Source organism: Bacteroidales bacterium (assembly GCA_018334875.1).
Lineage (GTDB): Bacteria > Bacteroidota > Bacteroidia > Bacteroidales > UBA12077 > JAGXLC01.
This window is the reverse complement of the sequence record JAGXLC010000003.1, coordinates 28,119-42,940: the sequence shown is the minus strand read 5'-3', so window position 1 is coordinate 42,940 and position 14,822 is coordinate 28,119. Positions and strand designations below refer to the sequence as shown.

General features: G+C 41.1%; 16 protein-coding genes. 6 read left to right on the top strand and 10 right to left on the bottom strand.

The features are described 5' to 3' along the window. Positions 1 to 3: 3 nt before the first annotated feature. From KGY70_00660 to KGY70_00630, 7 genes are all read right to left on the bottom strand, one after another. The gene (locus tag KGY70_00660; GenBank protein ID MBS3773674.1) at positions 4 to 1,041 is read right to left on the bottom strand and encodes an RluA family pseudouridine synthase; all 1,038 of its coding nucleotides are present in this window, start codon (positions 1,039 to 1,041) and stop codon (positions 4 to 6) included. Positions 1,042 to 1,048: 7 nt separating this feature from the next. Further along, positions 1,049 to 3,016: a T9SS type A sorting domain-containing protein gene (locus KGY70_00655; protein ID MBS3773673.1), complete on the bottom strand. Its 1,968-nt coding sequence runs from the start codon at positions 3,014 to 3,016 to the stop codon at positions 1,049 to 1,051. Continuing rightward, the gene (locus tag KGY70_00650; GenBank protein ID MBS3773672.1) at positions 2,994 to 3,830 is read right to left on the bottom strand and encodes a PASTA domain-containing protein; all 837 of its coding nucleotides are present in this window, start codon (positions 3,828 to 3,830) and stop codon (positions 2,994 to 2,996) included. Before KGY70_00650 ends, KGY70_00655 begins: the two co-directional genes overlap by 23 nt. A gap of 125 nt (positions 3,831 to 3,955) precedes the next feature. Continuing rightward, positions 3,956 to 4,111 carry a 50S ribosomal protein L34 gene (rpmH, locus tag KGY70_00645; GenBank protein ID MBS3773671.1) on the bottom strand — a complete coding sequence of 52 codons (156 nt, stop codon included), beginning with the start codon at positions 4,109 to 4,111 and terminating at the stop codon, positions 3,956 to 3,958. Positions 4,112 to 4,289: 178 nt separating this feature from the next. Further along, positions 4,290 to 4,919: a 16S rRNA (guanine(527)-N(7))-methyltransferase RsmG gene (gene rsmG / locus KGY70_00640; GenBank protein ID MBS3773670.1), complete on the bottom strand. Its 630-nt coding sequence runs from the start codon at positions 4,917 to 4,919 to the stop codon at positions 4,290 to 4,292. Beyond that, complete coding sequence (locus tag KGY70_00635) at positions 4,919 to 5,521, bottom strand: sigma-70 family RNA polymerase sigma factor (protein ID MBS3773669.1); 603 nt, start codon at positions 5,519 to 5,521, stop codon at positions 4,919 to 4,921. The genes rsmG and KGY70_00635 overlap by 1 nt, the downstream gene beginning before the upstream one ends. Further along, positions 5,512 to 6,657 carry a glycosyltransferase gene (locus tag KGY70_00630; protein MBS3773668.1) on the bottom strand — a complete coding sequence of 382 codons (1,146 nt, stop codon included), beginning with the start codon at positions 6,655 to 6,657 and terminating at the stop codon, positions 5,512 to 5,514. The genes KGY70_00635 and KGY70_00630 overlap by 10 nt, the downstream gene beginning before the upstream one ends. Before the next feature lie 119 nt (positions 6,658 to 6,776). Between KGY70_00630 and tgt the strand changes: the two genes are divergently transcribed. From tgt to KGY70_00605, 5 genes are all read left to right on the top strand, one after another. Beyond that, positions 6,777 to 7,907, top strand: coding sequence for a tRNA guanosine(34) transglycosylase Tgt (tgt, locus tag KGY70_00625; GenBank protein MBS3773667.1), 1,131 nt, complete (start codon positions 6,777 to 6,779; stop codon positions 7,905 to 7,907). A gap of 11 nt (positions 7,908 to 7,918) precedes the next feature. Further along, positions 7,919 to 8,995, top strand: coding sequence for an LptF/LptG family permease (locus KGY70_00620; protein ID MBS3773666.1), 1,077 nt, complete (start codon positions 7,919 to 7,921; stop codon positions 8,993 to 8,995). Positions 8,996 to 9,091: 96 nt separating this feature from the next. Continuing rightward, the gene (locus KGY70_00615) at positions 9,092 to 10,639 is read left to right on the top strand and encodes an acyl-CoA carboxylase subunit beta (protein MBS3773665.1); all 1,548 of its coding nucleotides are present in this window, start codon (positions 9,092 to 9,094) and stop codon (positions 10,637 to 10,639) included. A gap of 12 nt (positions 10,640 to 10,651) precedes the next feature. After that, positions 10,652 to 11,023 (top strand): acetyl-CoA carboxylase biotin carboxyl carrier protein subunit, encoded by a 372-nt coding sequence (locus KGY70_00610; GenBank protein MBS3773664.1) that lies wholly within the window; start codon positions 10,652 to 10,654, stop codon positions 11,021 to 11,023. A gap of 153 nt (positions 11,024 to 11,176) precedes the next feature. Further along, the gene (locus tag KGY70_00605) at positions 11,177 to 12,139 is read left to right on the top strand and encodes a response regulator (protein ID MBS3773663.1); all 963 of its coding nucleotides are present in this window, start codon (positions 11,177 to 11,179) and stop codon (positions 12,137 to 12,139) included. 51 nt (positions 12,140 to 12,190) lie between these two features. Here the strand turns inward: KGY70_00605 and yaaA are convergent, their stop codons facing one another. From yaaA to KGY70_00590, 3 genes are all read right to left on the bottom strand, one after another. After that, entirely contained in the window at positions 12,191 to 12,955 is a 765-nt protein-coding gene (gene yaaA, locus KGY70_00600) for a peroxide stress protein YaaA (protein MBS3773662.1), read from the bottom strand. Between the two features lie 11 nt (positions 12,956 to 12,966). Beyond that, positions 12,967 to 13,539, bottom strand: a complete 573-nt coding sequence (locus KGY70_00595; protein ID MBS3773661.1) for a nitroreductase family protein — start codon at positions 13,537 to 13,539, stop codon at positions 12,967 to 12,969. Between the two features lie 212 nt (positions 13,540 to 13,751). Next, the gene (locus KGY70_00590; protein ID MBS3773660.1) at positions 13,752 to 14,360 is read right to left on the bottom strand and encodes a superoxide dismutase; all 609 of its coding nucleotides are present in this window, start codon (positions 14,358 to 14,360) and stop codon (positions 13,752 to 13,754) included. A gap of 169 nt (positions 14,361 to 14,529) precedes the next feature. On the opposite strand from KGY70_00590, the gene KGY70_00585 reads away from it, so the two are divergent. Then, on the top strand, positions 14,530 to 14,808 hold the full coding sequence (locus tag KGY70_00585; protein MBS3773659.1) for a hypothetical protein: 279 nt from the start codon (positions 14,530 to 14,532) through the stop codon (positions 14,806 to 14,808). Positions 14,809 to 14,822 lie beyond the last annotated feature (14 nt).

Below are 14,822 nucleotides of genomic sequence, written 5' to 3'. Positions count from 1 at the left end.
CATTTAACCTTCAGTATCCCGGTGGGCCGTATAATTTCTCCATTTGTCAATCACCTGTTGCATATCGTCGGGGATATCAGAATCAAAATGCATGTATTGCCCTGTGGAAGGATGTTTAAAACCCAGCGTTTTTGCATGAAGGGCCTGGCGGGGCAATATCTCAAAGCAGTTATTGATGAACTGCCTGTATTTTGAAGTCGGTGTTCCCTTGAGTATTTTATCCCCGTCATATTCCTCATCATTAAACAAAGGATGGCCGATATATTTGAAATGTATTCTGATCTGATGGGTACGGCCTGTTTCCAGCCAGCATTTCACAAGTGATACATAATATAGATCTTCTATAACCTGATAATGGGTAACCGCATCTTTCCCTCTGTCTTCCGCTGGAAATACCTGCATCACCTTCCTGTTTTTAAGATTTCTTCCGATATGCCCGGTGATGGTTCCTTCCTTTTTCCTGAAACTTCCCCATACCAAAGCAATATACTCCCTATGGGTTGTTTTTTCGTAGAATTGGCGGGCAAGCTTATTCAGGGCCATGTCATTCTTAGCCACCACCAGCAAACCCGAGGTATTCTTGTCGATCCGGTGCACCAGCCCGGGTCTTTCTTCTCCGTCTCTGAAGCGGGGCAAATCCTTTAAGTGAAACAAAAGCGCATTGATCAACGTTCCGCTATAATGTCCATAAGCCGGATGAACCACCATGCCGGCTTTCTTGTTGACCACAATCAGATCTTCATCTTCATATACAATGTCCAGGGGAATATCTTCCTGAATCAATTCGATCTCCCGTGGCGGATAGGTCATAACAATGGAAACCACATCACCGGGTTTAACTTTGTAGTTGGATTTAACAGGCTGGCCATTCACCAGAATATTTCCCGCATCCGCGGCATTCTGAATTTTATTGCGGGAGACATCCAGCTTATTGACTAAAAATTTATCGATCCTTAAAGGTCTTTGCCCTTTATCTACAACCAAACGGTAATGTTCATACAATTCCCGGTCATTGGTATTTTCATTACTATCATCCTGCATATTTATTCTAACGGCTTATCAAAAACTTTTTAACTTCAACGGAATGGTTTTGCCGGTTTCTCAGCTTTAAAAGGTACATACCGGGCGGAAGATCCTCTAAATGAACGGTTCGCTTTAATTTTTTCTCTTTTATAACGGCACGTCCCTGAATATCAAATACGGAGTAGGTGAAATCGCTGTAATTATTCCCTTCCAGATCGATATTTAACTGGTTACGTGCGGGATTGGGGTACATATTGAATGTTTTTTCGGGTGAAGAAGGCTGGGGTTCCTCATCCGCGGAAGTTTCAATATATTCCATATGATCACCAAAAACGGGTCTCATCATGAGGGTGCCCCTTAACCCGGAAGGATTCCAGGTACCGGCTATGTTGTAAAACATTTTATCATTGTTGACATTGTTCACATCAAAGCCCACGTTCAGCATGTCCGTGTTAAACTTCTGATAGCCGATAAAAAAATGGCCTGCTTCCAGAAAGGGTTTTTCTTTCAATACATAATTATGAAACTGATTCACGCTGTCTTCATATACAGGCTTAAGCCCTTCCTGTTCATAGATCACCTCCCCGGGCTTCCCGTTGTCGTTTTCCCATATCATAAGTTTAAAACTATTTCTGCTGGCATTATCGAGGGTTTGATTGAAATATATCTGAATGGCCTGTAATGTATCAGGTGTATATGTTCTGAATTTCATGGCCACCCGGGCATTCTCAGAACCCTCACCCGGGATCCCGTATCCATTCTCCGCCGTACCATCGTCATAAGCATAATAATTGTAAAATTTCTGAAAATAACGAATGGTATCATTCCACCGATAAGGCGCCCTTTCGCTGAGGGTATCGGTAACCAGATAGCTTTTAATCTCAAAGAGGGCTGAATCACGGCCGTTATAGGGAAAAATATAATCGGGATTCCGCGGATAGGTTTCTTTGGTAAAAGGGGGAATGTCATCCCCTGATCCTCCGGTAAAGGTCTCTGTTTCGTTATCCCACATTCTGTCAATAATTTCAAATTCACGGGAAATCTTCCATACCTTATTTCCCAGATTCCTGTAAGTAATGGTGATGCGGTTACTCATTTCATAGTCTTTCGCTTCCGGCCAATGTCTCCAGGGCACAGATTCATAATTGATTAACAGGGATTCGAGGGGTTTAACAAAAGCAATATCATTGATTATGGTATCGCGATGGGTACGGTGTTTATCCAGCCGTATAAAATCCAGGTGCCAGTGGTCAATATTGCCGGCCCTACTGGGAACTTCATCGGGTTCTGACAGGCTGGCATAATTTCGGAATCTGAAGCGAAAACCTTTCTTCAGATGCTTCTCCTTTTTAACCGGTACCATTGCCTGATAAAATTTTCTGTGGCCAAGCGGTCCTGTATATATCTTTTCAAAAGAGCCGGCAGCATAATTCCGCAGGTACAAGGTATCTTCCCTGCTGTATGAAGTGCTCCACATGTTTTGCCAACGGGCAGAATCCGGTGAATAATACTGTAAAATAAGAGAATCCTGAAACTCACCACCTGAAGTATCGCCTCTGCCTCCGGGCTGGTAGTAAAAACTTAAATAAACCGAATCAGAAGGCTCCAAGTCAAGATCGAGGGGTTTGGAGGTCAATTTATCCGCTTCAAAACCCGCACTGTTTGCATTGGGATACAGCATGCCCTCACCGTCCAGGGCATCCATTGTAACCACCCCTATAGAAGGAGGATTTACCGGATATTGATAATTCACATATGCATAATTATCTTCCCACAGATTATCAAAAGGATAGCCGACACCCCGGGCAAAATCATCAATAAAGGGAAGGGAAAGGGTATCCGGATAGCCGGAAACTTTTTGTGCTTCCGATTTCTGTAATTGCCGGGAGGAACCCACCCCTATCAAAATCTCCTGTGAATGCAATGAAGAGGGAGATAAAAAGATCATAAAGCATAGCATCATAACAATGCTACCGTAATGAATCGATTTCATTCACCTCGGGTTTAATTAGAGTTGTATCCATTCCCGGAAGCTTTGATGAATCCACCGTGATCCATAAATCAATATAGGTCCCGAGTTTTGTCTGTCTGTCTTCCTCATAAGGGGGATATTGCTGCCAAACAAAGGCTTCCGATGAATCTTCCTCGCTGTTTATGGTAGTATCCGGTCTGATGGCTCCCACATTCATGGCGTTTTGAATGATCCTGTCTTCGGCCTCATCCCAGTTATAGCCAACCAAATTGGGAACCCCGGCTCTTTGATCGCTTCCTTTGCCAACCACCAGGTCTATTTCCCTTCCTTTTGGAACAAGCTCTCCCGGTTCAATTTCTTCGCCCTCCACTTGCTGTTTCAATACATTGTTAACAGCTATGTCGGGCACATGAACAAGCTTGCCAACCTTTAAACCGGAATTATTCAGTATGGCTTTGGCATGACGATGAGAAACACCCACCACATTGGGCATTTGGACCATCTCCCGGGTAGTGGCATTCATCGTAAGAAAAATCGTTCTCCCCTTCTTCACATTAAATTCCGGTGGAGGATTTTGTTTAACAACCGTACCTTTGGGCCATTCATCCTGATATACCGAATCGACAACCTCTACTTCGAGATCGTAATTTTCTGCAATTTGTTCAGCCTCCTGCAGGGTCATTTTTTCAAAATCAGGCAGGGGAAAGGAATTTCCATGTTGGGTATAAACATTGAGGAACATGAAAGATGAGGAAGCAATAACAACAGCAACTACTACGGCAATGATCAGGTGTTTAAGGAAATCTTTGGTTAAAATAAACTGCAGAAGATTCATTGGTCACGTTTGTAAAATTAGTCAAAATAACGAAATAGCAAAGATAAAATTTTGTTCATAAAGAAAAAAAGTAAAAGACAGACTCTGCCTTTTACTTTTTTTCCGGTATTGTGTGGAGCTTTTAATTATTTCTTCGGTATCTCGTCGGAAACGGACAATCTTTTTCTGCCTTTTGCCCTTCTGCGAGACAGCACTTTTCTTCCGTCCCTGGTTTTCATTCGTTTTCTAAAACCGTGCTTGTTTCTTCTTTTCTTGTTCGATGGCTGAAATGTCATTTTCATCACAACTGATTTTTAGTGTTCTGCTAATAATTTACAGGAATGCAAAAGTAATGTTTTTTTTATAGTTACAAAAACCAGGAGAAAATTTTTACTGGTTGTTGGTCGATATTACAAATCCTGGCCTGCAAAAGGCCATGGATGCAAAAAATATCATGTAGAGACGCCATGCATGGCGTCTCTACTGCAATTCAAACGGCAAATAAAGGATCTTTTTGGTTTGAAAGAATTCCTCTTTGTACAACCGGTTAAGGGAGAAGATTCTTATACGGTCCTGAAAATCCTGGATTTCCGAAGCAACATCTCCACCTTTGATATAAAGGATACCATTTTTCAGTTCATTTCTATGATGGCTGTGCACATTGTCCTTCACCCAGTCTATAAAACGGGGGAACCTTGTTACAGCACGGCTCACCACAAAATCAAAAGTTTCATCATATTGCTCAACCCGGGCATGGTGGGTAGTGATATTGTGCAGATTAAAATCCCGGCAGATGGATTCGATGACTTTGAGTTTTTTTCTTACTGAATCAAGCAGAACGAAATGAACATCAGGAAAAAGTATAGCCAGGGGGAGTCCCGGAAATCCGCCTCCTGTTCCCGCATCCAGAACGGATGAATCCGGCGCAAAGCGAATGAGCTTCGCTACGGCTAAAGAAGGAAGTACATGATGTAAGTAGAAATTTTGAAAATCTTTCCTGGATATCACATTAATCCGTCTGTTCCAATAACGATAGGATTCATACAACCCTTCAAAAATTTTTTTTTGCTGTTCGGTAAGTTCAGGAAAGTATTTCAGGAGAAGCTCCATTACTTCAGATGATGGTCCTTGTTTTTCAGAATGTTGTAAAGGAGCTCCCTGGCTCTGTAAAGCTGAGCTTTAACAGTTCCCAGGGGAAGATCCAATTCCTGGGAAATTTCCTCGTAAGAATATTCCTTAAAATACCGCAATTCAATCAAGTCACGATACCGCGGTTTCAGTTTATTCACCACACTCCGCATCAAGTCAATCTTCTGATTTTTGATCATATCTTCTTCCGGATCGGGCCCCGTAGACTGAAGGTGTGGTGAACCCATTTCATCCTCTTCCTCGGAGTGATCGATAGAAATTAAATTGGCCTTCTGTTTCCTGATAAAATCAATACAGTTGTTGGTGGCTATCTTGAACAACCAGGTACTGAAAGCATACTTGGGGGTATATTGCTGAATGCTCTTAAAAGCCTTTCCGAATGCTTCAATGGTAAGATCTTCCGCGTCGCTCTTGTTGTTGACCATTTTAAGAAGCATATAATATATTGCGTCCCGGTACCGATCCATCAGTTCGGCATACGCTTGTTCATCTCCGTCAACAGCAAGCTGTACCAATTTATAATCGTACTTGGCCTTATTTGATAAGTTGGGATTTACCTCCATTTATTATTATTTGAATAAATCTTATTTGACGTTATAGCGATAAAATTAATTACCGGTATCAAAATATCATAAAATATCGAAAGTAATAAAAAATATTTTTCCCCCAAACGTTTTATAAAATTTTTATATACAAATAATTGTATAATCATCCTAAATGCAAATATTCCAATGAAATACACAAAGTATTCAGGATAAAAAATCAAAGATAAAACAAAGAAAACATAAAAGATTATCCTTGAATAGATTTCTGTCAATAATCTCCATTTTGTTTTCTTCCTGTAGTGAAAAGCGGTTGACAAGTGCCTTCTTTTCTGTTTAAACCATTGATAAAAACTTCTGTGGGGCTCGGAAACCACCGATGATTCCCTGCTGATCTGTACACGGGTATTGTGTTTTCCGGCCGTTTTATTCACAAAGAGGTCGTCATCACCTGAATTCAGATGATAATGCCCTGCAAAACCCTTATTGTCATAAAACAGCGTCTTACGGTAGGCAAGATTTCTTCCAACACCCATATAGGGAAATCCGGCCAGTGCATAGGTTAAATACTGCAAAGCAATGGTGAGGGTATCATATCTTATCAGCGTGTTCAACATTCCCTTTCGGGCTTTATATCCTCCATATCCAAGAACAATAGATGTTTTGTAATCAAAATTCTTTGCCATTGAACGGATCCAGTTTTTATCGGCCGGATAACAGTCGGCATCGGTAAACAGCACCCAGTCGTGCTTTGCTTTCTTAATTCCGAGTGTGGCTGCAAGCTTCTTGCCATGAGTGAATTTCCGGTCATTCTTTATTTCAGTGGTCAGAAGGTGTTTATAGGTTTGCTGCAACCGGGTGATCACCATGTCAGAATCATCAGAAGATGCGTCATTGACTACGATGACTTCAAAGTCAGGATAATCCTGTTCTAAAACAGCAGGCAGATGCGCTTCCAGATTCTCTTCTTCATTTCTGGCACAAATAATGACGGATACCGGCGGAAATTCCCGGGGCTCCGGCTTCTCTCTATAAAACCATATTCTGGCATATACGCCAAGATAATAGACCATCTGAATGATAAAGGCCAGGATATAAACCAGGGGAATAGCCCAAAGCGGCTCTTGTATAAGTAATTCAAATAATTGTACGTTCATCAGCTCTCAAGTTCGGACTGCAATTTTATGATAATTTTTTTATTGGACAAATTCGATCCCATAAGTATGCAATAAATAATAATCATGAATGATTATATTTGTTCGATAATTTTTGGCTGATGAAGTTTAATCTTATTCAAAAAGAAAATCATTCCGATGCGAGGGCTGGCGAAATCACAACCGATCATGGAAAAATCAACACACCTGTTTTCATGCCTGTGGGAACGTTGGGTACAGTAAAAGGGGTTAATCCAAGGGAATTAAAGGAAGAAGTTCAGTCGTCCATGTTACTGACAAACACCTATCATCTTTTTCTCCGGCCAGGCACGGAGATACTTCAATCTGCAGGGGGAATACACAACTTCATTAACTGGGACCTCCCCGTTTTATCTGACAGCGGGGGATACCAGGTATTTTCCCTGTCACAAAACAGAAAACTGACGAAAGAGGGTGCTCATTTTCAGTCTCATATTGATGGCTCCAGGCATTTGTTCACTCCGGAAAACGTAGTGGATATCCAAAGAGCTATAGGAGCCGATCTTATTATGGCATTTGATGAATGCACCCCTTATCCATGCGATTATAAGCCGGCCAGGGAATCCATGGAGCTCACCCATCACTGGCTGGACCGGGGCGTTGCAAGATTTAAGGGAACCACACCAATATACGGTTATGAACAATCTTTCTTCCCGATAGTTCAGGGAAGCGTTTACAAAGATCTCAGGAAGGAATCGGCCAGATTCATCAGCGACACCGACATGGAGGGATATGCCATAGGGGGTCTTTCTGTCGGAGAACCTGTAAATTTGATGTATGAAATGGTAGAGGTGGTGAATGAGATTCTTCCGGCAGATCGCCCACGTTATCTGATGGGAGTGGGAACACCGGAAAATATCCTGGAGTCCATCCATCGCGGGATTGATATGTTCGACTGCGTAATACCTACACGAAACGGACGGAACGGAATGCTATTCACCAAAAACGGGATCATCAACATAAAAAACCTGAAATGGAAAAATGATTTTTCCCCCATTGAAGAAGGTGGGGAATCTTATGTAGATCATTTCTTTTCAAAAGCCTACCTCAGGCACTTAACCATTGCCAAAGAAATAACAGCAGCGCAAATTGCTACCCTGCACAATTTAAGCTTCTACAAATGGTTAGTTAATAGAGCAAGAGAGCAAATTCTGAACGGATCATTCAATACCTGGAAAAAAGAAATGACGGAAAAAATTGGTGTCAGATTATGAAAACGCCTATAATGAAAATATTAGATGCATATATTATAAAGAAATTTCTGGGGACCTACTTTTTTGCCATTGCCCTAATAATCAGTATTTCTATTATTTTTGACCTGTCCGAAAAGATTGACAACTATATTGAAAATGAAGCACCTGCAAAAGCCGTATTCAAATATTACCTTAATTTCATCCCCTATTTTACCAATCTTTTAAGTTCCCTTTTCGCTTTTATCGCGGTTATTTTTTTTACTTCAAAAATGGCCTATGATTCGGAAATAATTGCCATTTTAAGCAGCGGAGTCAGTTTCAAGAGGATTCTTGTGCCTTATTTCATTTCTGCATTTCTTATCGCTTCCATATCCTTTGCGCTCATGAGTTACGTGATTCCCCACGCCAATGAGAGGCGTCTTGATTTCGAATATACCTATATGAAAGATTCACCATACAAGGTAGAAAGAAATCTGCATATGCAGGTTGATACGGGGGTTTACATTTATATGCGGAATTACCGACCCAATGTTCAACGAGGATATAAGTTTTCCATGGAAGAATTTGATGACAACACGCTCAAATCAAAATTGATGGCAGATAACATCAAATGGGATACCACCAAAAACAAATGGGTGGTAAGCAATTATTATATCCGAAAAATAACAGAAGACAAAAAAGATAGCATCATCCGGGGAAGCGAGATGGACACCACCTTATCAATAAAACCCTCCGATCTGGGGCAATATACGGATATTGTGACAACCATGAATATGCCCGAACTGAACGAATTCATCCAAAAAAAACGTATCCAGGGGGCAGAAAACATAGAGGAATACCTGATAGAAAAATACAGGAGATTTTCTTTCCCCTTTTCCACACTCATATTAACTTTCATAGGGGTATTTCTCTCCTCGAAGAAATTAAAAGGAGGCATGGGTATGCAAATAGGAATTGGACTCACTCTTAGTTTTGCCTACCTCCTGTTCATGCGGTTTGCCAATATGCTTGCCATAAGAGGCGGTATCGAACCCCTTATTGGCGTGTGGATACCCAATATCATATTTGCATTGATCGCCTTGTCTATTTACCGGTTTGCCCCCAGATAGACACTATTTCTCTTCATTTTAAGTGTTTTTTCATTGTGGGATTTTCTATAAATACACTATTTTTGTTTCGTTTCCCATTAACCAAATAAACAAATTATGTCGCTGAAAAAGAAAATACTCGAATTACAGAAAAAGCGGGAAGAGGTATTAAAAGGCGGAGGTGACAAGGCTATTCAGAAGCAGGTTGCCATGGGAAAGATGACCGCCCGTGAAAGAATCGTTACCCTGCTGGATGAAAACTCATTTCATGAATATGACCTCTTTGTTGAACATGAGGCGCGGGACTTTGATATGGACAAAAAGGTGCTGCATGGCGATGGGGTCATTATAGGCACAGGAACAATATACGGAGCACCTGTATGTGTCTTTGCCCAGGATTTCACTGTGGCAGGGGGTTCATTGGGACTGATGCATGCCAGAAAAATCGGTAAAATCATGGATCATGCCATGAAAATGCGGGTTCCGCTTATTGGTATCAACGATTCAGGAGGAGCCAGGATTCAGGAGGGTGTCAATTCTCTCGCCGGCTACGGAGAGATATTCTACAGAAATACCCTGGCCTCGGGTGTTATTCCCCAAATCTCAGTGATACTGGGGCCTTGTGCGGGAGGAGCAGTTTACTCACCGGCGCTTACCGATTTTGTTTTTGTAGTGGATAAAATATCCAAAATGTTCATTACCGGTCCGGGTGTTATCAAGACCGTTCTGGGCGAGGAGATTTCAATGGAGGAACTGGGCGGAGCCAAAGTGCACAGCGAACAAACCGGAAATGCCCATTTCTATGCAGAAAGCGAGATGGAATGTTTCAATCAAATCAAGCAACTCGTTTCCTACATCCCCTGGAACAATTCACAGAAAGCACAAAAAACAGAACCTAAGGAGCCCCTTACCGAAGAATATCCGATCACTGAAATTGTGCCCGACAATCCCAAAGAGCCTTATGACATTAAGGATATCATTAAAGCTGTAAGCGACGGATCAGAATTTTTTGAAATTCAGAAAAGATGGGCCCAGAATGCAGTCATCGGTTTTGGCAGGGTTAATGGAGAAACAGTGGGTTTTGTCGGAAATCAGCCCCTGATCCTTGCCGGTGTGCTTGATGTGGATTCGTCAGACAAAGTGGCAAGATTTATAAGGTATTGTAATGCCTTTAACATACCATTGGTCACCTTTGTTGATCTGCCCGGTTATCTTCCGGGAGTTGACCAGGAACACGCAGGGGTAATCAGGCACGGAGCCAAAGTACTTTATGCCTATAGTGAAGCCACCGTTCCAAAAATCACCTTTATTTTGCGAAAAGCTTATGGGGGTGGATACATAGCCATGAATTCACGCCATTTGAACGCTGATTTTGTTTTCGCATGGCCCAGTGCGGAAATTGCAGTAATGGGACCCGAAGGAGCTGCCAATATAATCTTCAAAAAAGAGATCCAGAATGCAGAGGACCCGGAAAAGATGAGAAAACAAAAAGTGAAAGAATATAAGGAGAAATTTGCCAATCCCTACGTGGCAGCAGCAAAAGGATATGTCGATTCAGTGATTGAACCCCAGGAAACACGAAAAATACTGGTTCACTCGCTGGAAGTCTCCCAGAATAAAGTTGATAAGCGCCCTGAAAAAAAACACGGTATTCCTCCATTTTAAAATTTGATGCCTATGGCACAAAATAACGGACAAAACAACGATCAATCTTCCGCCGGAAAATCCGGCGACAAAAACAGACCGCGATTCAGTACTCTGGTAGTGGATGGTACAAAATACAGGACCTATCTTACTGAAAAATACAAAAGAAGAAGAAAATATGAACCTGCAAACCGGGGAAAAATATTCTCGGAATTCCCAGGCACAGTGGTCAAAGTAGATGTCTCCACAGGAGATTTTGTGAAAAAAGGAGACAGGCTTTACATTTATGAAGCAATGAAGATGAAAAACAGGGCTTATTCTCCTATAGAAGGTGCTATAAGGGAAGTACGGATCAAGGAAAATGACATCATTCGCAAAGGTCAACTTCTGTTTACTATAGAATAAACAAGTACCATTTCATCGATTATTTGCCTCCTCCACAGCTCCGGGGAGGCATTTTTTTATGCCTCCACTTCTAATAAAAATTTTGTTTTTTTAACAAAGTTTTGCTGCACTTTATTATTTTAGTAATTTTATAACGTGTGCAAAGTAAAGCCGATGAACAGTATTCTTATTATTGATCCGGATGAAAATTTTTTAAACGAAGTAACGGAGTACCTGAAACAATCAGCATATAAGGTCATTCCTGTTCAAAACGGAGCTACGGGAGTTCAGAGAGCGCTCCAGCATACGCCCGACCTCATTCTTTGTGATATTCACCCTAAAGGGCTTTCGGGTCATGAAGTATTTGACATGGTCCAGCAGATCAATTCTACCGCCATTATCCCCTTTGTATTTCTAACCAATAAAAAATCCTATGAAGAATTAAGATCAGCAATGAGCCTGGGCATGGACGATTGTCTTGTCAAACCCTTTGATTTTAAAGAACTGAAAAGAACCATAGAAGTAAGACTGGAAAGGCAGGAAAAGATCCTTAAAAAAGTGGATGAGAAATTCAATATCCTTATTGACAATGCTTATGTAGCTATATACATTTATCAGGATGAAAAATTAACCTATGTCAACCAAAAGTTCTGTGAGATCTTCGGTTATTCCAAAAAGGAATTGTTGGGCATGAATCTGATCAATATTATATACAAAGATGATATACATCGGGTCACTGCAAAGATTAACCGGGCATTCAAGGCATTGCAAAATCAGGTAGAAATAACATTCAGAGCCATAAGGCGCAATCAGGAACTTATTGATCTCAATTTAGCAGGTAACATTGTAAACATCCAGGGTAAGAAAAGTCTCGTTGGTTCGGTAACCAAACACAGTGAATCCCGGTTAACCTCTACCTATGAGGAAAATAACCACCTGAATATGACGCCGCGTGAAAAGGAGGTCCTGGATTATATATGTCATGGATACTCGAACTCAGAAATCGGTAAACACTTAAAGTTAAGCTCAAGAACCATAGAAGGCCACAGGAACAGACTTCTTAAAAAGTTGAATTGCAAAAATTCAGTATGTCTGGCTGTTTATGCCATTCGTAACGGACTTATAGAGATTGGGTAACCTTATCGGGCATCATGGGCTTGGCCTCATCTTTTGCTTGTCTCCGTATATTTATCTTACAAACACCCATTTATTCTCTGTGGACATTCCGGGGCTGTAAACATAGCCTTCCCAATCAAATCCCTTAATATCATGAGGATCATCGATACGGTTTCTTATAACGTACCGGGTCATCATCCCTCTTGCCTTTTTGGCATATACAGCTATGGTTTTATATTGATTGCCTTTTTGCTCTTTAAATACAGGCGTTATGATATCGGCTTCCAGCCGGCCGGGGTGAACAGACTTAAAATATTCATTTGATGCAAGATTCAGCAATACTTTCTGTTCATGATCCGATAAGTCCTCATTGAGTGCCTGGGTAATTTTGGTGTTCCAAAATCCATAAAGATCTTTCCCTTCCGGATTGTTTAGTGGTGTTCCCATTTCCAGACGGTAAGGCTGTATCAGATCCATGGGCCTCAACAAACCATATAACCCTGAGAGGATTCGCAGATGGTCTTGAGCGAAGGCTATATCTTGATCCGTAAAATCTTCTGCCTTCAAGCCCTGATAAGCCTGGCCTTTAAAAACAAACAAGGAATGACTGGCATTTAAGGGAGTGAAAGGGGTAGCCCATCTCAAATATCGTTCATAATTCAACTCGGCAATGTCGCGGCTTACGTTCATCAGTTCACGCAGTTCATCAGGAGAAAGCTTCCTCAGCTCATCCACCAAAACTTTCGAATCTTCCAGAAACCTGGGTAAGGTATAATTGTCAGAAGAAGCTCCTGTTAAGTTATTTAGCCTCTTGGCGGGCGAAAGTATAGCAATCATTTTTTAATTTATCATGGGTTAATTATGATATCATCCAGCTTACGTTTAGGGACATGGTGTATCTGTTTGTCATCCCTCCAGTATTTTATATCTCCGTCTTTGTCAATCTCCTCGATGATCACTGTTTCCTTGGGTTTACCCAATGCAATAACCTGCAGAATTTCAAACCGGTCTTCTATATCAAAATCTTGTCTTAACTTGTTTCTGTCAATGGTTCCCACTATGCATCCGCCAAAGCCTTTCTCTACAGCACCCAAAAGAATACTCTGGGCGGCAATACCGTGATCGCAATGGAAATTGTCTTCTATCTGATGATCTCCCAGCATGATGATGTAAGCTGAGGGTCTTTCGCCCGGTTCAGGGCCGTTCCAGTCTTTTAAATAACCTGCCCAGCCCAGACATTCAAAGATCTTTAGGTTATCGGATGTTTCATTTGAAATGATGTATTTCAATGGCTGAGTGTTTTTTGCTGAAGGTGAAAGCCGGGCCAGATTGATAAAATACCTCAGGTTGCCCTGTGCAATAAAATAATCTTCGTAAAACCTTCTGTAACTTCTGTTTTGCCGGATAAGCTGTTCCATCAACATAACTGATAAAATTTAAAGTGATTAATCCCGTTTAACCGGTTAAAAATAATGGGTTTCATTGAAAATTGCAACTTTTGTATAAATATAATACCCGAAGACTGGATACAAATACAATATGCCACCACCTGTCCTCCCGCAGGTTAGTGGCATACCTTATATTTGGACTGTTTGGGTAACCTCCGGCTACCGGGATAATGGAACACCTTCTGCTATTTTCCTTTGAGCCGGCTGGCAACCTCGTCCCAATTTACAATATTCCAGAAGGCCTGGATGTAATCTGCCCGTCTGTTGTGGTATTTAAGATAATATGCATGTTCCCATACATCAAGCCCCAGCAGCAATTTCTTTGCACTGCATCCGGCAACATCCATCAATGGATTATCCTGATTGGGTGTGGAGCATATATTGAGCTTGTCATGCTCATCCAGACACAACCAGGCCCATCCTGATCCAAAACGTCCGGCTGCTGCTTTGGAAAACTCATCCCTGAAATTTTCAAAAGAACCAAAATCACGTTCAATGGTCTTTCTTAAATCCCCCTCGGGTTCTCCTCCTCCATTAGGAGACATCATCTTCCAGAACAAACTGTGATTATAAAATCCCCCGCCATGATTCCGGACAGCTACCGGATGATTGGAAACGTTTTTAAAAATCTCCTCAACTTCCATGTTTTCAAAATCAGTTCCTTCAATAGCAGCATTGAATTTGTTCGTATAGCCCGCATGGTGCTTATCATGATGAAGCTCCATGGTTCGCTTATCGATATAGGGCTCCAATGCATCATATGCATATGGTAATTCGGGTAATTGAAAAGCCATAATTCTAATATTTATAAATTCGACGTAATTTTTATTTTGTCTAAATTAAAACAATATGAAGCCAAAATTGTTTGAATGGTTTTCCCATTTTACACCTTTGCCCTTATCGAATAACATTTAATAAATTTATAGATGCATTCAGATGTGTAAAACTTATATTAACCGCATTATGAAAATCACAAAAGACATCACCATAGAAGAGCTGGTTGAAGGGGTACCCCAGTCGGTAAAATACTTAATGCATAAAGGAGTTAAATGTATTGCATGCGGAGAACCCATATGGGGTACACTTGAAGATGCTGCAAAAGAAAAAGGCTTTACGGACGAGGACATTGAAATGTTTGTAATTGACTTACAGGAATATGCAGATAATCCTTCCAAAAAAGTAAAGGAACCGGAAACAGATATAAAGGTGAATCATATGAACCAGGACAAAACGGATGAATAACAATATCTCTCAGG